Origin of the sequence: Shewanella nanhaiensis, from assembly GCF_019457885.1 — a bacterium.
Lineage (GTDB): Bacteria > Pseudomonadota > Gammaproteobacteria > Enterobacterales > Shewanellaceae > Shewanella > Shewanella nanhaiensis.
Genome location: NZ_JAHZST010000030.1, coordinates 1 through 20693, shown reverse-complemented (window position 1 = coordinate 20693; position 20693 = coordinate 1). Strand labels below are relative to the sequence as shown.

Genomic DNA, 20693 nt, shown 5'->3' with positions numbered 1-20693 from the left:
ACCTTTGAAACCATTAAGCAAAACAAAGCACAAAGTATTGCAATCTATTCAACTCCCAATAAAATATGCTTAACACTTAGTCGCTAATCGATTTAGCGCTAAATGCCTTCAGGAAATAGTTGTATTTAAGGAAGAGTATATGCCGTCCACAAGCGATACCTTGATTATCTATTACGTTCAAGCAGATGAGCTGACTTGGGCTGTTACTAGTGACGGACAGTGGATACTGATATCGCCAGATGAGATGCAGGAGGGGATAACCACCTTGCAACTCAATAGTGAGGAACTCAGCTCACTCACAATCGCTCCGACCGAGATAACACTTCAGGGAAAGACCCTCCCTCTTCCTGAAGCGGTACTTAAACAACTTCAATCGTCATCTTCTCAACCCCACTCTGACAATAGCCCCTCTGCTGATAACCAGAACAATAGCACTCAACAGGGAATTAATTATGGCTTTCAGCTCGTCTCAAGAGATGGCGATGAGATAACTCCAACATCGGGTTTCAGTACACTAGGTGATAGCTCACAAGGCACAACGCCTCCCCCCCAAACCAATAACTTAGATCAAGATAACTTCCCCACGTTAAGCCTAAGTGTGCAGATCATCGATGGTGGTGATAACTATATCAACCGCGTAGAGACTCCCGTTGTTGACCTACAAGGTCAAGCACTCTTTGCCAGAGATGGGCAGCAACTCTCTCTTACCCTGACAGATAGCCAAGGTGTGCAGCTAACTATACTTGTCACAGTCACAGACCAGAGTTGGCAGATTAATGATTTGGATATCAGCCAGCTAGCAGAGGGAACTATCACCGCAGAGATCTCAGCGCCCATCTACCCTGGTGAATCTAACTCTGCAAGCGACACCTCTGTAAAAGATACCTTGGCCACTATCGACATAAATTTAGATACAGGATCCGATGGTGTTATTAACGCTACAGAGATGCTTTCAACTGACATATGGGGAGCTGTCACAGAGATAGAGGATGGCCAAACAGTCACCATTACAGTCACTGACTCCCAAGGCAATACACTCTCTTTTAACGCCATAGTGATAGATGGGCAATGGCGGGTAGATGATACCGACCTATCAAGCTTAGCCGACGGTCCCCTGCATTTTGATGCCAGCGCATTAGATATCGCAGGCAACCTTGCCACTAGCAGTAACGAAGCATTCAAGGAGAGCAAAGCTTTTGTTGCGATAGCGGCTATCGATAGCGATCAGGTATTAAACGGACATGAGGTAACTAGCGCCACGTTAGCGGGACTCGTGCATAACATTGAGGATGCCCGTCTAGTCTATATCACAGTGACTGACACCCAAGGCAATAGCCTCTCTTTTACCGCAACCATACGCAATGGGGTCTGGGTCGTTAAAGATGTTGACCTTTCATCACTCGTTGACGGCGAGTTAACCCTCTATGCCACCAGCACCGATTTTGAAGGCAATGTCGCCGAGAACACCAATACCGTATTAAAAGATACCCAGGCTTATATCGATATTGAAATCGTCGACAGCGACGGCGTACTCAACCTGCAGGAGCTAAGCAGCGTAACGGCCCAAGGGACAGTGACCAACGTCGAAGATGGACAAGTGGTGACGATCACTTTCCGAGATCTCAATGACCAAACAGTAACAGCAACGGCTATCGTGGCCAATGGTCAGTGGCGAGTAGAGGGGGTCAACCTTGAAGGTTTCAGTCATGGCTCTCTCACAGCAACAGCAAGTGTTACAGATCAAGCTGGCAACCCAGCAGAGGCTAGCACTCTAAGCCCCGTAGATATTCAGGCCAACATCGGCATCTATGTCGATAGTGGTACAGATACTGTTATCAATGAAAATGAGATGCTGGCAACCGATATCTACGGCATAGTCAATGAGATAGAAGATGGTCAAACGGTGACTATTATCGTCACTGACAACCAAGGCAACTCGCTCACCTTCCTAGCTTTAGTTGAAGGCGGACACTGGCAGGTGTTAGATACAGATCTATCATCACTGAGCGATGGCCCCCTAACCTTCGAAGCCTTCACACATGATCAAGCTGGTAACCCCGCCAGCACACAAACTGAACTCTTAAAAGAGACCCAAGCGGCAGTGACCATAGCTGCTATTGACGGTGATAATGTACTCAATAGCTTAGAAGCTCAAGATGCACTACTAGCCGGTGTAGTTATTAATGTTGAAGATGGCCGCCCAGTGCTTATCACAGTATCTGACAGTGCAGGCAACAGCTTAACCTTCAACGCCACAGTGCGAAATGGCGTCTGGTTTGTAACAGATGCAGATCTCTCCTCCTTAAATGATGGTCAGCTCACCCTCTATGCCGAAACCTCTGATTTTGAAGGCAACAGTGCTAGCGCGACCAACACCATAGAGAAGGACACTAGCCCAGTCGAGATAACCATAGAGATACTCACTGGTAGTGACGACACCCTCAATCAGTTTGAATCTCCATTAACTAGCCTCACAGGTAGAACCCTTAATATTGAAGATGGCCAAACTGTCACCATCACAGTCACCGATGAAAGTGGCAGACAGCTGACATTCGAAGCTGAAGTCACCAACAACGCCTGGCAGCTGGATAACCTAGATCTCAGCTCGCTTGTAGACGGCCAGATATCGGCCACTGCCGTTGTCAATGACACCTCGGGCAACACTGCTCAGTCAACAGATGTTAAAAATAAGAATGTCGTTGCCGATATTGAATTTAGCCCACGCTCTGAAGATAAAGTCATCAATGCTGATAGTGATGGCTTTGTTATCTATCGTGGCACAACCATTGATATTGAAAACGGTCAGCCGATCACCGTAACCTTTACCGACAGTAGCAACAACAGCTTAACTTTTCAGGCCAAAGTGATATTGGGACAATGGTTACTCTTTGGACTCGACCTCAGTAGCTTAAACGATGGTCAGATAAGTGTTACCACCGAAACCATAGACAGATATGGTAATCCCGCCAGTGATACCACCACGCTGACCAAAGATACTCAAGCTAGCATAACCATTGAGATCGTCGACAGTGACGGTGTATTAAACGCAGCCGAGATGAGTTCGGTCACACTCCGAGGAACTGTAGTTAATGTTGAAGATGGTCAGAGCGTCACTATCACCTTAACCGACGGTGCCCAAACACTTGAGTTCACCACAGTAGTGAGCGGCGGTCAGTGGAGCCTCGACAATCTAGATCTATCTGGTTTTAATGATGGCAATTTAACGGCAAGCGCTCAGGTCAGCGATGTCGCGGGCAATCTTGCCAATGCCAGCACAGTAATGCCTGTGGATATTCTTGCAGAGATAACCTTAGCCGTAGACACAACTCAAGATCTTACCGACACAGTGCTTAACGCCGCCGAAATATCCCAAGTTGACCTATCAGGTACAACATCAGATATCGAAGATAATCAAACCATCACTATTGTCGTGCGTGACAGCTTAAACAATAGCTTAACCTTCACTACAGAGGTTGTCGGCGGCGTGTGGCAGCTGGACAATGTTGACCTTTCAAGTCTACAAGATGGTCAACTAACCTTTACCGCTTCAACCAGCGATCTTGCAGGCAATACTGTAAGCAGCAGCGCTCAGGTCATCAAAGATAGTCTGTCAGAGATAGATATCATCATAGAGAGTGGCGCTGATAACTACTTAGGCGCCCATGAGCTCAATGGTGTTGTCATCTCGGGCACCACAAACAACATTGAAGCGGGCCGCACCATTACCGTCACACTCAAGGACAGTGCTGGCCATACATTAATCTTTACCACCTTAGTGCAAAACACAGGTAACTGGTCTATTCCGGCACAAGATCTCAGTGCTCAAGGCTTTGTAGATGGCAATATCACCGCAACGGCTGAAGTTATCGATGTCGCGGGTAATCCAGCCTCAGCGGTAGACACTGCCATCATTGATACCCAGATCAGCATAGATATCGATACCGGAGCCGATGGTTTTGACGCCGCACTCTTTTTCTATGGATTAAACACTGAACTCATGGGAACAACCACGGGAGTTGAGCAGGGTCAAAATGTTATACTGACTATCTCAGATGGCATGGATACACTCACCTTCTCTACCACAGTCAATAGTGACGGTAGCTGGCTGCACTCAGGCATAGATGTCAGCTCGCTGAACCGGGGGAACCCTTGGTCTATGGATGTTACTGTGGCCGATTTAGCGGGTAATCAGGCAAGGGATCTGATGCCAACGCTGGATATCCCCTCGAATCATTATCTTTTCGAATTGCTGCTAAATTTAGGCCCAGAGGTCACAACCACAGTGCCTTTCGAGATCCCCGATGCTGCACTTAAGCTCAGTGCAGATCAAGCTAGGCTACTGACTCTGACCTCTGAGGGACAAAGCCTGAGTATCAATTTAGCCCCAGACGGGCAATCTTTTATTGTCACCCGAGATGGTGATGGACTAACCGTTTTAACCGTGAGTCTAGTCGGCTCAGATCTTAAGGTCAGCTTACATCAAACCATAGATGAGTTTTCAGGGATCAGTGTCACCAGTTATATCAAAATAGAGGGAACACAAACTGACAGTGACGGCACAAGTGAGCAGATAATTACCTATGCGGTTCTCACCTTTATCGACACCTTGCCCTATGTCGTCAATGACCGCTACTTAGTGACAGAAGATACCAGCAGCAGTGACTCCCTAATAGGCAATGATTACACCCAAGAGGGGCCATTAGTCGTCACCAAGATCACCTTAGATGGTAGCGAGTATCTTATCAGCGCAGGCTCTCCCGCAATTATCGACACCGCTTATGGTCAATTAACTGTGCACTCAAATGGCAGTTGGGAGTTTGTCGCTGCCGCTAACTTAGATAACACCCAAACTCAAATACTGACATTTGACTACTCAGTGAAGGACTCAGATGGCACTCCTGGGCGAGGAACAGCCACCATCACCATAGAAGATGGTGCTGCGGGCGTTATGAGTGATATCTCATTTTCCACTCAGGAAGCGGATATTCATACCAGCCTGCAACAGACTGAACATTTTTCCATTTCGGCAGGCTCTGACACCCTTGTTGCTAGCTCCATCGCCTTTACCGATCTCACTCCCTATCACTTGAATAACATGGGATTAAAGAGCAATGGTGAGTCCTTAGTTTTCTCACTCTCAGCCGATGGGAAAACGCTGACAGCCTCAACAAGTGGTGGCTCACCAGTTACAGTCTTAACGCTGAGCTTAAGTGCGGTAAACAGTGGAGATGATCTCAGTGTCAGCGTAGCGCTAAACCTACTGAGACCACTCGACCATGAGTTTAGCGATCTCATCACCTTAGCCCTAGGGATCACAGCGGAAGATCTCGATGGAACTCTAATCGATAAAGGTGAAATTAGTTGGCAATTTTCCGATGGAAACAATCCCCAATTTGCTAACCTATCCACACTCACATTTAATGAGCAAAATCTGACAGGAACGCCGATAGAGAAGACTGGACAGCTAGACCTTATTGTTGGAAGTGATGCGATTACCTCACTGACCTTCTCTGCAATTTCTATGCAGCCTACTCTTACCGCTCAAGGGGTGAGTATTAGCTATACCCTCAGCGATGGTGGACGAACATTAACGGCTCATACTGGCGATCCAGCGATCCCCGTTTTTGTTATCAATCTATCGAATACTTGGAATGGTGAAGCCGACAGTTTAAACCAAGATTACAGCTTTACTCTCTACCAAGCCTTCGATCAATTAGGCAATGACCAATTTGATTTCAGTATTATTGCCACCGATTTTGATGGTGACAGCACAACTGCTAACCTCAATATCACAGTGAATGACAGCAGCAGTGCGGTGATTGATAATATAAAATTAACAGTCAGTGAGCTGCCTTCGGTCACGGCGTTTGACGATACAGATCAGGGGCTTTTTAATGTCAGTGCCAGTAAAGACTCTCTTGTCGATATCAAGTTTAATATCACAGATGCCAGCCAAGTAAAAAATGTAACAGGGAATGCGCTAACTCAAAACGGCGAGGCGATCTATTGGTCTCTCTCAGACAATGGCGCAACAGCTCAAGGGATAACCGCAAGCGGTGAGCTAGTATTTACCATTACACTACCTAAAGATATCGCCGTCGACGCTGAAACTAGCGCGACAGTCGCCGTTGAATTTACCCTTTTAGGGCCAATCGATCACCTTGTCGGCTCGGGTATTTTAGATAGCCTAGCAGTCACAGTTGATCTGATTGACAGTGACAACACAATATCGAACGGTCAACTCACCATAGATATCTACGATGGCATACAAGCCATTTTACCTCAGCCGCTCCAGCTCAATATCAATGAAGGTGGCTTAACCACTGCCACTGCAGTCTCCACTAGCCAAACCTTAGACACACTTGCCGGTGGGGATGAGATAAGCTCAATTGAGCTTGCCGACGGCTTTACTTTAGGCAGTTACTTCAGTGATGGACAAGCGATATCTCTAACATCGACACCCGATGGCAATGGCTGGTATATCGCAACACGCGCTGGCGATGGCAGCAAGGTCTTTCAGCTTAGATTCAGCGCCGATGGCAAGGTGGAATATAAACAGTTTAAGGCGTTAGATCATCCATCAGCTAACGGCGAAAATCTGTTAGATATTACACTTGATGTGCAAGCTGTCGATGCCGATGGCGACAGATCCAGTGCCCAAACAGTCACGATTCAAGTTACCGATGATATCCCAGAGGCCACCAGCAGAACACTTGAGTTCACAGAAGCTCCCAATGACACTCATACGGTGCAGATGTTCAGCGATCTCCAAGCCGGAGCCGATGGCGCATCTGTGACTAAGGTGACCTATAAAGGGGTTGAATACGCAGTAGGTCAGACCATAGATCTGATGACAGATGCCAATCCCAACGCGGTCAAATATGGTGAGATGAGCGTCGATGCGAACGGCTTAGTCACAGTAACGACACTGGAATTTCTCTACGCCGCTCCAGCCTATAGCGAAAATATTCTCTTCACCGTTGTCGATAATGATGGGGATATTGTCACTGACACCTTAACCATCACAGCCAAAGACCAAGAGGGCTCAATTAAAGTATTTACCACAGAATTTATCGAAGATACCACGACTACTGTTGCCGTTCAGGCATCACCTGGTGATGTCGATGAGGGAGAGGTGATCACCAGCATAGTGTTCGATACTGGTGCGCTTCAGGGAGGGATACTCACATTAGATGGGGTTGAGCTACCAAAAGATGGTTCAGGTAACTATATATTAAGCGGCAGCAACTTAAGCTTTGACTCCCTTGGCGTTGCGATCCCCAACGGTACGCTAGCCTATCGTCCTGCTGAAGATGCCTCAGATGCGACCGTTAATGCATCATTTAATATCAGCGTAAATATCACAGGAAAAGGGCCTATATTAACCACAGTTCCCATCACCATCGCATCTGTTGCCGATATTGCTGTGTGGGATAATACCAGTGTATTTGATTACAGCGTCAATGAAGACAGCGGCAGCCTCTCTCTAAACTTAGGGGCAAGCTCAAAAGATGAAACAGCAGCCGATGCCCAAGGCTCTGAGACCCTGAGCTATATTATCAACAACATAAGTAGTGGCCTAAACCTTGTCAGCTCAGGCATGAACATCACCAATGGCATGGCCATCAGCCAAGCTCAGCTCGATGCCCTAACCGCCAATGTTGACGCAAATCTGGCGGGTGAATTTACCTTTACCATTCAGGCGCGAACCACAGAGAGTGATAATGGTGATACCGCATTAAGCACACAAGAAATCGTGACCATAGATGTCAAACCCGTTGCCGACATCCCCACACTCACGACACGGGATATTCGTAGCCAAGAAGATGCCCCTATCGCCCTAAAAGATATTATCTCAGGCGCCCTGAGTGATAACTCTGGTAGTGAAACCTTAAGCTTTGAGTTCATACTTCCTTCAGGTTGGTCACTTCAAGCACCATCAGCCACAGATCTCGGTGGCGGAGTCTGGACAGTATTAGCAGCAGATGTTACAGCAGGCAGCGCCTTTTTAATTCCAGCAGAAGATGTCAGCTCGGCAAACTTTGGTGACTTCACAATCTCAGTGCGCAGTGTTGCCACCGAGTCGAGCCAAGATGGTGTCGCCCCGGAGGATACACCGACAAACCCCAACCCCAATTACAGCCCAAGTGAGAGTGTCACCATCACCTTAAGTGGTGTCGCCAACGATGCTCCCATTATTTCAGATCCAAGTGGCCTCTGGAGCATAGACAACAACTTAGGCGTGATAACCAATACAACAGCCTTTGCTGAAGATGGAGATATTCCCCTTAACTTCACCTTAGTAACAGGCGATAAAGATGGCTCGGAGACCTTAGATCTTAGGTTAACCGGCCTCCCTGACGGGGTGATTTTTGTTGATGCAAGCGGCAATCAAGTAAACCTTGCAGTGGTCGACTTTATCAATGGTAAACCCGTTTATGGTGTTTCGGCCGCACTGCTTAGTACCTTAAGTCTACGACCACTTGAGGACTTTAGTGGCGAAATAAGCTTAACCCTATTCGCAGAGAGTACCGAGCTTGATGGCGACAGCTCCGACTATGAGTTAACCCTTAATATTGAGATAGCACCGGTTATTGATGCCTCTCATGCCTCCTTGAGCACAACAAGTTTAGGCCTAGAAGATCAGGCAATCCTACTCAACTTGACCCCTTCGCTTGCTGCCGATATCGATGGAAGTGAAACCATCACAGGGTTAACTATTCCCCATCAAGGCAGTGAGCTCGTTTTACTGTTCGATGGTTCAGAGCTCTCCATTCCTCTGTCGGGACTGGATGTTAGCACCCTTTTTGACAGCACGAGCCCAGATCTTGAGTCACTGTTAAATTCAGGGAGACTAGCTGTTCTTCCCCCTGAAGATGCCGATGGCAGCTTCGCTTTTGAGGTGATGTACCAAATTTTAGATACTTCAGAAACTGGACAAACGGTCTCTGAATATGTCTCCTCTCAAGTCAATGTCGTGGTCGATGCAGTGGTTGATCCCGACACCAATCTACAGCGCAATGATAGGGTACTCACCAGCACCGATGGCAGCCCTATCGACTTAACCAATCAGGTACTCTTTTTCGATCAGGATCTAGATGGATCTGAAATACTCGATTACATTGTCATTAAAGTTCCTAGCGGCGATGGCTGGTATGTAGAGCACCCCAATGGGGCGATTGATGATGGTGATGGCCGCTGGATAATCCCAGTTCAAGGGATGACCAGTGATACAGTGCAGGAGTACGCCTTAGATATCTTAGCTGGCGCAAGTATCACTAGTGAGTTTGCCACTGGACTTGAACAGATAACGGTAGAAGCGCGAGTGCTTGACAGAGATGATGCCGATATCATCAGCACCAACTTCTATGTCAAATTTGATCAAGGTGCAGGTAGCAGTGACGCAACCCCAGTCGATCACCTACAACTATCCCCTGTCGATGCCATTGAAGACAATGTGATCGACTTCTCTGGTCACCTAAATCTAAACCCAACCACAGACACCAATGATCTCATCAGCTTTAGGATTTTAGCGTCGGATCTTCCCCAAGGGGGATATTTCACCGGTGCCGATGTGGATGCCGTTTACGACAGTACTGGCACCTATGTGATTGAATATGTGTTTACCACGGCATCACTTGCCAACCTTAAGCTGCACAATATCAGTGAAGACTATGCAGGAGAGCTGACGATCCCTATTCGCATAATTGCTACAGATACCGTCAGTGGCGATACAAAAATTGATGATAGTCAGCAACTTGAAATAGAGATAGCCCCTAAAGTCGATGGCGTGAACATCTCTATCGCTAATGGCACCATGCTCGAAGATCAACCGATCCCACTCGGGATCACGCTCACCTTCGCAGACACAGACACAAGCCCGTCAACGGGTGGACAAGAGACAGTACTGTTTGGCGACCCTACGCAGCCCATCACCTTAACCTTACTCGACGGTGGGACAATCAATGACCCAACGGGTTACTGGCTATTAAAGGCTGGAACCAGCAATACATGGGAGTTTAAGGGTTTTAATATGGGCGACCTTGAGGCCGCGCTCTCTGTACTTGAGTTTGTTCCGCCTCAACATCTCAGTGGCGAGTTTAGAGTTCAGCTTACCGGGACTGCAATCGACACCGCCACAATTAATGGGGTCGATGTCACAGATCAATCAAACTTTAACAGCGTCAGCACCATCACAGTCACTCCCGTTGTGGATGCGGCCGATCTTCCTGCAGGCACAACAACAATTGTCGGTAATGAAGACAGTGAGATCGATCTTAGCTCACTGGCCAGTGGTAATTTAGGCCTTATCGATAAAGATGGCTCAGAAGTGATCTTCCTCACCGTTCAAGGTGTTCCAGAAGGCGCGGTGATCTACTACCGTGATAGTGGCGGTAACCTGATACAGCTGCCAAATAACGGTGCCGATGGGGGAAGCTTTGAGGGACAACCAACCTATTCTTGGTCGGTAACAACCGCTCAGCTGTCCAGTCTGGTCATGATCCCGCCAAAAGATTTTAACGGTGATATTCCACTCACCATTCAAGCCATCACTCAGGAGCTGGGTACAGATGACTTTGCCACCACTAAGATGGATGTAACTGTCGGTGTTATGCCGATCGCCGATGGAGTGCAGATAATCTCCCCCCCAGACTCTCTCTATCACAGTGATGAAGATGAGGTGATACTGGTGGATCTTAATGTCGAAACACTGGAGCTATCGGGAAGCGAACAACTAGAGGTCACCTTCACTGTTAGCAGTGCTGACGCGTCTGCGTTGGTAGACCTTGATGGCATTAAGATAGGCAGTAACTTTGTTTCCTTCACCTATAACAGCACTACAGGTGAATACACAGCAAGCATAGTGGTGGCCGCGACTCAGCTCAGTCAATTTGAGTTTCACCCAGGCAATCTTGCCTTTGGAACCCTCAATGTGCAGATGGATATCGCCTCTGTCGACTCAGCAACCGTTTTAGGAAGCTTAGAAACAGACACAAGCACTGCACAATCGCTGAATTTTGATATTGAGATAGAACCTCAGGTTGATGCGCCCATCTGGACTCAAGTGGGCGATATTCTAGTAAAAGATCCCAGTGAGATCTCACTGAACTTAGGTTTATCCTTACAGAATCCATCAGCTACAGAGGCTGGATTCCTGACCATATTTGGCCTTCCAGACACCATGACCTTGTCGGCTGGAGATAAAGTCGGTTCAAAATGGGTTGTGAGCATTGATGATGTGGCCGATCTCAAGGTGTTAGGTGCCAGTGACGGCGATACCTTTACTCTCTATATGGAACCCACAGCTGAACTTAATGGCGATCTAGCCTTAGGCTCACTGCGGATCATTAGTGTCACTGTCGACAGCAATGCTGTGTTTATGCTCAATGAGCCCGATATTAACCAGCTAAACAGCAGTGAACCTTTGGTGCTTGCCGATGAGTTATACCACTTCAGCGAGCAACAATATGAAAGGGAGCTAATGTATGATGAACTTAGGCGCGATGAAGCCCCTATCCATATCACTCCTCAACCATTTGAGCCTCACTATCAAACTGAAGAAACGGCAGTTCAAGCGGCACAGATGTCGCAGTTTGATAATGAGCAGGACTTTGCATCGATGCAAGATGAGCTAGCAATGTCGATTAGACAGTCACTGAAACTAGATCACACACAGCCCTATATCACGCCAATGAACACGGATGAGACTCAAAATGTCAGCAATACTTCCCTTGATGGCATTAATCAGCTTGAAGATGAGCTAAACCTAATGAGCCAGCAGCCATGATAGATAATCAGGAAAAGCAAGATCCCTTGCTGTCTATCATCATATTCGCTACTCAAAAATTGGGGCTGCAGCTTGACGGTGAGCAGATATGTAACGGACTAACCTTAGCTAAAGGGGCATTAGGGCTTAACCAGATAGCCGATGCTTTTGGCAATGCAGGCATTGACGCAACTCCTCAAAGCTTGCCAGCAAAAAAGCTGGCTGTTCCTGCACTGGTGATCAACAAAGAGAATCAAGCCTTCTACCTTGAGAAAAGAGAGGGCACAAAGCTCACTATCTATGATGCTGACGAGCAGAGACTAACCATGGAGCTCTCTGAGTTTCAGCAAAACTTTCACCGGGACTCCTGGTACCTTTCACGCCAAGCTCAACTTGATGAACGAGCCAATGAAAACAGTACTAAGACCACACGGCATTGGTTAGTTGCCGCATTTGATGAAGTAAAACCCTTTTATGCCAGTTTCTTGCTTGGCTCACTTGCTATCAATATGCTCGCATTAGTCACGCCCCTGTTCACCATGAATGTCTATGACAGAGTCGTCCCGAACCAAGCACTCGATACTCTCTGGGTACTGGCAACTGGCGCCAGCATCGCAATCGTCTTTGACTGGTTACTTAGGCAAGCCCGTACCCGACTTGCCGATGTTGCAGGTAAAGAGGTGGATATCAGGTTATCCAATCTGCTATTTCGTAAGGTACTAGGTATGCGACTGGAGCACAGACCCGCATCTTCAGGCGCCTTCGCTAAACAGCTCCAGGAGTTCGACAGTATTCGAGAGTTTATCACCTCTGCGACCTTAGTCACCGCAGTCGATCTGCCCTTTACCTTGCTGTTTTTACTTCTTATCGCTTGGCTGGGTGGCTACATGGTTTTAGTCCCCATCACCTGCATGTTAGCCCTTATTCTGATCAGTTTTTTTATGCAGAAAAAGCTGATGCTCAGCATAGAACACAGCTCTAAATTCTCAACTCAACGTCAGGCTCATCTGATTGAAACCCTTAATATGTTGGTGGAAACCAAACAAAATAACGCCGAAGCCAAAGCGAAACATATCTGGGAAGACACCATAAAAAGTTTAGCCGATTGGCAAAATGAATCCCGCATCGCCTCTAATACCCTAACCCACAGTGTGATGAACAGTCAGCAGCTAGTAACGATTGGACTTATCCTCACAGGCGTCTATCAGATCTACGAAGGCAATCTGAGCATGGGCGGCCTTATCGCTATCGTCATGTTAAGTGGCCGCGCCTCCAATGCCATCAATCAAATAGCCATGTTGCTACTCAAGTTTAAGCAAACTCAGTCGGCAATTGTGGCTGTTGATTCAATTTTGGCTCTCCCTCAGGAGCAAACAAATAACTTAAATTCCTCCTCTAAGGTGCCATTTAACGGCTCGCTTTCACTGCGAAGTGCCAGTTTTAGCTACCCAGATCAACCTATTCCCGCGTTTAATGAGTTAAGCATCACGATTAATCCTGGTGAGCGCATTGGCCTCTTTGGTCCAGCGGGCGCCGGAAAATCGAGCCTTTTATCAACACTTGCAGGTCAGTATCAACTCACGTCAGGCCAGCTATTTTATAACCAACTCGAAGCCAGACAGTGGTCAGCCAATAAGGTAAGGGACAATATTGGCTATATGTCTCAGCAGCCCAGTTTAATCTATGGAACCGTGCTGGATAATCTCATTTTCGGGCTAAAAAAAGTCGATGAGAGTCTATTAGCGAAAACCTTATTAACCACAGGTATCGATAAATTGATGGATCGCTTAGGGAGCGGTTTAGACAGCCAAGTGGGTGAGTTTGGTCGCCAACTTTCAGGTGGTCAACGACAAGCGGTTTCCCTATGTCGAACACTGCTGAGGCAACCTAAACTCTTGCTCCTTGATGAGCCAACTAGCGCCATGGACGAACGAGCCGAGAACCAAGTTATCGCCTGTCTTCGTGCTCAGCCCAGAGACTGCACCATGGTTATCTCCTCACACAATCCTAAAGTGCTCAGTATCTGCGATCGTATTTTAGTGCTGGATAAAGGCGGTTTAATCACAGAGCAAACGCCTCAGGATATGGTCAATAACAACAAACGCCGCATTAAAGCGGTTAACATCCGCCAAAAGGATGTAAGCCAATGAGCAGCGCCAACCTACATGTTAAGCACTTAGAGGGTGCTAAGCGGGCGAACCGGTTAGTCATTATAGTGCTGGCTCTCATTATCAGCACCATCGTTTGGGCACACTTTGCCACGCTCGAAGAGGTTGTGGTTGGTCAAGGTCAGGTAGTTCCCACTTTGGCAGTGCAACAAATAGAGAGTTTAGATGGTGGGATATTGAAACAGATCTTGGTCAAGGAGGGAGAGAATGTCACCGCAGGCCAAGCCCTACTGATCTTAGATGAGTTAAGATTTGCTTCCGCTTTCGATGAAGCGCAGCTCAACCGCAAAGCACTGCGTCGCCAACAGGCCAGATTGGATGCCGAACTTCAAAGCGTCAAAGTGGACACCACAGCCAAACAGTGGCAGTCAAAAATCATCATCACGCCGCAGCCCATAGCCGTTATCGATGAGGAGCCCAGCTTGCGCTCACAAGCCATATTTAACTCCCGTCTTTCACAGTTTCACTCTCAGCTTAATCAAGCAGAGCAAGCCATTGAACAGAAAGTCCAAGCGCTGGAAGAGATTAGGATCACCACGAGAGCCCAGAACAATGGACTAAAACTCGTGCGGCAAGAGATCGCCATGACACGGGAGGCGGTCAACGAGGGCGCAGTCGCTGAGCTCGAGCTGTTAAAACTGGAACGTGATGAGATACGACTTCAAGGGGAGCTGTCAGCATCAAGGGCCATGGAGCGCCAATTAAAAGCCGTAGAGGGCCAAGCCATTGGCGAGCGTCTTACCTTAGCATTGGACTTTCGAAACCGAGCTGAGTCAGAGCGCAATGAGGTAATAAACGAACTAGCTGGGTTAGAGGAGAGTATTAAAACCCTCGCAGACAGATTAAAGCGTACCAAAATAGCCTCACCGATAGACGGTAAGGTCACCAACATATTAATCCGCTCACTCGGCGCCGTCGTCGAACCTGGAGAGTCGATAATGGGGGTGGTTCCCTCCGATGGCGCACTGATCGTCGAGACTCGCATCGCCCCAAAAGATATCGCTTTCGTGCATACGGGACTCGAAGCCACAGTTAAGTTTACCGCCTATGACTTTGTCATCTACGGAGGTTTAAAAGGTGAAGTTATCTATGTCAGCCCTGATGCTCAACAGCTTGAGGATGGCACAACTTACTATGAAGCCCACATAAAAACAGATGAGGCAGAGCTAAACGGTTGGCCAATCATCTCAGGAATGCAGGCTAACACCGATATTCTTACAGGAAATAAAACCGTTTTAAATTATTGGCTAAAGCCACTTTTACGCGCAAAAGCCAACGCGCTACGTGAACCATAAGGTATGGATACAATGAGAAGACTCCTTATCCCGCTATTAGCATTATCCACTCAAGCCCAAGCGCTTACGTTGGAACAATCTGTTGCTGAAGCGATAAATCATCACCCGATATTGCAGCAGAAGTATGCCGCTTTTGAAGCCGCTGTCAGGTACAAGCGCGCAGCGGTGGGCGACTACCTGCCCCAAGTTCGTCTGTATGGTGGTGTCGGCTATGAAGATGTTCGCTACAACAGCGGACAGAGGATCGATAGCGAGCTAACAAGAACAGAGATAGGGGTCAAAGTATCCCAGCTTCTCTTCGATGGTTTTAGAACAAGCTCAGAGATCGACAGGCTCGATTTTGAAAAAGAGGCTGAGAGATTTGGTCTGATCTCAGAAGCTGAAAACCTCAGTCTCGAGGTTAGCCGAGTCTATCTGCAGCTGATCATGGCAGATAAGATTGTTGGTTTGTCTGAGCAAAATATTGAAGAGCATAAAGCGATCCTTAAGAATATCGAATCTCGTCAAGCTAAAGGCTTAAGCAGTGAGTCTGATGTTGCCCAAGTCAAAGCCAGACTGGCCACCAGCCAATCAGGATATTTAGCGGCTCGTAATAACCAGATGGATATGCAGGCAAAATATTTTGACCTAGTCGGTGAACTGCCAAAAGATCTTATCTCGCCTATGCCTGATTTCGACTACGTACCAAGAACCTTGCCTTTAGCCTTAGAGCAAGCGGTAAAGCACCATCCGGAAATTGACGCCGCGATCTCAGATACCCAAGCGGCTAGCGCTCAGCATGAACGTGAAAAGAGTGACTTTTGGCCTAAGCTGTCTATCGAACTACAAGCAAATAAAAATGACAACATTGGCGGTATAGAGGGCCCAGATGAAGACGCACGAGCTATGCTAATGTTGAGCTACGATCTCTTCAATGGTGGCTCCACCACAGATAGAACTGAAGCGGCCTCCTGGCGTTACCAGCAAGCGATGGCTGTGAGAGAAAATACAGAAAAGCAGGTGATAGAGAGTACTCGCCTAGCTTGGAACTCCTACGATTTTGTAGGGCAACAGCGCAGCTTTTATCGTGAAAATGTCGACCAAGCCGTGATAGCAGAGAAAGGTTACATCAAACAGTTCAAGCTAGGACGTCGCTCTCTTCTGGATGTACTAGATGCAAAAGTTGAGGTTTTTCTGGCTAGGAAGAACTACCTCAATGCACACCATAACTACCATATCGCCGCCTATCGATTAATTAACGCAACAGGACAGCTCATGCAATCTTTTAGGGTTGATAAGCCTGCCCAATGGAGTGAGGAGAAGTAAGATGAAATATTCTATGCAAACCATCACCATCTTGTTCACCTTAGCCATTCTCTCTGGCTGTGCTGACAGCGGTGCCCCATACGCGGCTCAACCTCAGAGCCGAGATCTGCTAGACCTCGACAGTGATGGCGTTATCAACGCCAGAGATCTCTGTAAACAGACGCTTCACGGTGCCAAAATAGATAACTCAGGCTGCGCTAACTCTCTCAATCAAGTTCAGGAAAAAACCAAAGTTATCATGTTCGACTTTGACAGTGATGAACTCTCCCAAGAGAGTGAAGCTCAAGTCGCTGCACTACTGAAAAAGCTAATGGAATTACCCGCCGCTAAGCTGCTACTTATCGGTGATACTAGCCCTGAAGGCAGTGAAAGCTACAATCATAAACTGGCTCAGCGACGAGTGGACACCATCCACAACATAGCCAAAAAGGTAGGCTTTCCCACCCAAGATATCATCACACAAACCTTCGATCAGAAAGATCGCACTGACACCTCTATCTCAGGAAGAGAGCATAGATTAATTGCCGTTGGACAATGGCAGGAGTCCGGTGCCGAGATGATGTGGACCATTTTCACATCAGAGCAGAAATCCAGATAAAAACATATTCGGCTCCAGCTCATTTTTATCAAGTTGGGTGTGGAGCCTCTGTTTTTTAACCCTATCCATCTTCAGACTTGTGATCAAGGCCGCTAAAACCAACATCCAGCTGTGATCCAACTAACCAATAACCAGTTCAATGCTACCCTCTCCTCCCCCTAAATGATTAAATACTGATAAAGCTTGTCTCAATACAAGACTGGTTATTTTCCCCGAGCCTGAGGTAATATCATGAACAATAACGTCAAGGCATTACTTGCCACCACAGCCCTCTTCTTTAGCTGCCAAACATTGGCCAGCAGTGGCTGTGCATTCGAAGATCAGCAAGATGGCATGATCGCCACATGTAGCGAGGAGAAACAGGAAGTGATTTTAACAGGATTAGTAGAAGCGCAAACCATGGTGACTGAGTTAGCGGATTTCAGCCAAGGTTACAAAGAGTACCAAGTAGATACCGCTGCAATCACACCGCTAAAAAACCTAAAAGAACCCACTGAAATAGTCGTTATCATAGGAACTTGGTGCCCTGATTGCCACCGTGAAACACCACGCCTTATCCGTATCATGGAGGAGGTAAACAACCCGAATATTAAGGTCACTTATATCGGCGTCGACAGAGCGAAATCTGATCCCCAAGGACTAGCCGCTCAGTATGAGTTTACCCGCATTCCAACGATTATTGTGAGCCAACAAGGTGAAGAGTTAGGCCGTATTATCGAACGACCAGAAACCTCACTTGAGATAGATTTAGCTAAGATATTGAACTAGGTTTCTGTCATTAGCTAGATAAGGAAAGGCACTCAATGAGTGCCTTTTTGATTATTTACTTAAATATTTTATTAAAATGATTGTCTAAAACCAGCCCAATAAGTGCGGCCACGTATGTCATACAAGTTGCCCTCATAGGTGCCATTGTAATCAAACTTAGGCTCTTCATCAGTCAAATTGGTCACGCCCAAGGATAAGCTATTGCTCCAAGGCAGAGTGTAGGTGTAGGTCAAATTGTGATACATCACTGAGTCGATCTCATAAAGAGTGCCATCATCTTCAGTCTGCCCTGCATCAGGATCCCAGCTCCCCTCTATAACATCCCAGCTCTCTTGAGAGCCGATAAAGTTACCATAATAGCTGACAGAGTGATCACCTAAGAGATAATCAGCAGTTAAGTTCACTCTGTGTGCAGGTGTATCTTCACGGCCAGCTTCATCATCACTAATAACTTGTACACCAGCTTCGGAATAGGATGACTTATACTTCAAGAAATATGACCACCCTAAGCCAAACTTAAAGTCACCAAATTCAGACTCAAATCCAGCTCCTACTTTTACATCTATCCCTTCACGCTCACTTAAACCAACATTCAGCTTTTGACTGACAACGTAATCAATCTTGCCATTCCCTAAGCGGCTAATCTCTGTGCCAGGATAGACAGTTGAAACATCAGGACGTGCAACACCTGCGGCGTCGGCTGCTTCCCAAAGCTTAGCTTGTGTCTTAATAATCTCACTTGCACCTAAGCTATCGATTAAGTTCGTTGTTTCCAGAGACCAGTAATCAACAGAGACGTTAACACTTTCGGTAATATCCCAAACGATACCTAAGTTATATGATTCAGACTCTTCAGGCTTAAGATCTACATTCCCTCCCGTACGTGTTGGTCCATAATCCCAGCGATCACAGCTATCGATAGACTCACCTTGATCGTAACAGTTCAGGTAGTTTTTCATGTAACCAAAACCTTCTGACGTCCCTTGGTACAGATCCGAAAGGGTTGGAGCACGAAAGCCAGTTCCCCAAGAGGCACGAATAAGTAGAGGCTCGATAATGTTATAACGCACTGACACTTGCGGGTTAAACGTACCACCAAAGTCAGAATAATCATCATAACGGCCAGCAAGGTTTAGCTCTAAATTATCCATCACAGGCATAGCAAATTCAAAATAAGCTGCCATGACATCACGCTCACCTTCACCACCTGAGCCACCGTTACCTCCAACGATTTGACCCGCCTCTGCCAGAGCAGACACCTTAGAATCTAGACTCTCTTCACGATATGAACCACCAATGTACATATTGGCGTCACCACCAGGTAATTCAAACAACTCAAAAGCCGCACCACCACTTATATCCAGATAAGATGCGGACATACGCTTATCGTAATTAGCCGTTGCCCCAGCTGGCATTTCAGAGTTTGGATCCCGTGGATCCCAACCAACAAATGAGTTTGATTCATCATCCCACTCACCCACTAAATCCGTGGTCGCTCCCTTAAGCTGATAACCCGTTCCCCAGGTGTAGTTATCATATTTATTGTAATTAACAGCGATATCCCAATCCATAAAATCGGTCGTGCCATCTAACGCTAATAGATAGTCAAAAATATTATCATGGTGCTCAGCAACACGGTCACCCGCAGTATCAAAACGGAAATTCATACCAGCATTTGGATCGGCAACTAACTCTACAAGATCTAGCCCTTCAGCGGTGGTGTATGCGGGTAAGCCGTTTGGAATGCTAATTGAGGCAGGGACTGGCGCCGATACGTCTTGTGTTTCATTTGCTGCCCAATACGCACGAGCAGTTAACTCAATGCTGTCGCTTAATTCATAGGTGTAATGCAGCAAGGTATTGTTACGAGTCTGGCCAACAGAGGTAGCGGCAGCTTGAGTGTAATCATAAGCGCAAAGCGTATCACCGGGATAATCGCTGTCATCTAATGATCCAATAAATGCATCACCATAGACATCGGCGCAGCTCTTATCACTATTTGAAAAAGGAGTAGAGTATACCCAACCACCAGCGCCACCTTGTGTTAATACACGGCCTGTAGGACTAATATTCACCCAGTCTTGATAATCGCTAGGATCGCCACCCTCTTGAACAAATGGTTGAGTATACCAACGATCTTTTTGCAGGATTTTTTGCGATTCATAATGCTCAAATGTGAAAACTAAATGGCCTTTGTCTGAATTCAAGCCGCCAGTAAACGAAATATTTGAGGAATCTCCTCCCTCCTGTGTGGGGCGATCCATTCTGGCATCGAGTTGCACACCTTCGAAATCTTTTTTAAGAATAATATTAACAACACCAGCAATGGCATCGGTACCATAAATCGCCGATGCACCATCGGTAAGAATTTCAATACGTTCAACCGCCGCCATAGGAATGGTATTAATATTAGCTGCACCGCCATCCATGACTGGAGACTTAGCCATCCGCTTACCATCTAATAGTGTCAAAGTGTGGAAAGCTGAAGCACCTTTTAGCTGAACTGTCGCCTGTGAGCCCCAACCATTATTAGAGCCACCGCCCCAAGAACCGAATGCATTAAGGTTTGAACTACGAAGCGCATCACCCACTGTTGCAAAACCTGATTTCGAAAGCTCCTCAGCGGTAATGGTAGTAACAGGGCTTGCCCCCTCCATATCAACACGTTAATAAGATGGTACGCCCCAACCTAGTGTTAAACTCCAGTTTGTCTGGTTAACAAAGAAGAGGTGGTCATCATGTCTAACTTTCGCGTTATAGGGATTGATTTAGGTAAAAGCACATTTCATCTT

The 20693-nt window shown here is 46.9% G+C and carries 7 protein-coding genes; 6 read left to right on the top strand and 1 reads right to left on the bottom strand.

The window, feature by feature from the left end; translation table 11 throughout:
* Positions 1-139: 139 nt before the first annotated feature.
* The 6 genes from K0625_RS23280 (at position 140) to K0625_RS23255 (ending at position 17901) form a co-directional block, all read left to right on the top strand.
* On the top strand, positions 140-11788 hold the full coding sequence (locus K0625_RS23280) for a T1SS-143 repeat domain-containing protein (protein ID WP_220111783.1): 11649 nt from the start codon (positions 140-142) through the stop codon (positions 11786-11788).
* Complete coding sequence (locus tag K0625_RS23275) at positions 11785-13917, top strand: type I secretion system permease/ATPase (protein WP_220111782.1); 2133 nt, start codon at positions 11785-11787, stop codon at positions 13915-13917. Before K0625_RS23280 ends, K0625_RS23275 begins: the two co-directional genes overlap by 4 nt.
* Positions 13914-15230 (top strand): HlyD family type I secretion periplasmic adaptor subunit, encoded by a 1317-nt coding sequence (locus K0625_RS23270; RefSeq protein WP_220111781.1) that lies wholly within the window; start codon positions 13914-13916, stop codon positions 15228-15230. Before K0625_RS23275 ends, K0625_RS23270 begins: the two co-directional genes overlap by 4 nt.
* A 12-nt stretch (positions 15231-15242) precedes the next feature.
* Positions 15243-16535 (top strand): TolC family outer membrane protein, encoded by a 1293-nt coding sequence (locus K0625_RS23265; protein WP_220111780.1) that lies wholly within the window; start codon positions 15243-15245, stop codon positions 16533-16535.
* 1 nt (position 16536) lies between these two features.
* Positions 16537-17133 carry an OmpA family protein gene (locus K0625_RS23260; protein ID WP_220111779.1) on the top strand — a complete coding sequence of 199 codons (597 nt, stop codon included), beginning with the start codon at positions 16537-16539 and terminating at the stop codon, positions 17131-17133.
* A gap of 231 nt (positions 17134-17364) precedes the next feature.
* A complete protein-coding gene (locus K0625_RS23255) occupies positions 17365-17901 on the top strand; it encodes a thioredoxin family protein (protein ID WP_220111778.1) in 537 nt (178 codons plus the stop codon).
* 71 nt (positions 17902-17972) lie between these two features.
* On the opposite strand, the gene K0625_RS23250 is transcribed toward K0625_RS23255, so the two are convergent.
* Positions 17973-20558, bottom strand: a complete 2586-nt coding sequence (locus K0625_RS23250) for a TonB-dependent receptor domain-containing protein (RefSeq protein ID WP_232847258.1) — start codon at positions 20556-20558, stop codon at positions 17973-17975.
* Positions 20559-20693 lie beyond the last annotated feature (135 nt).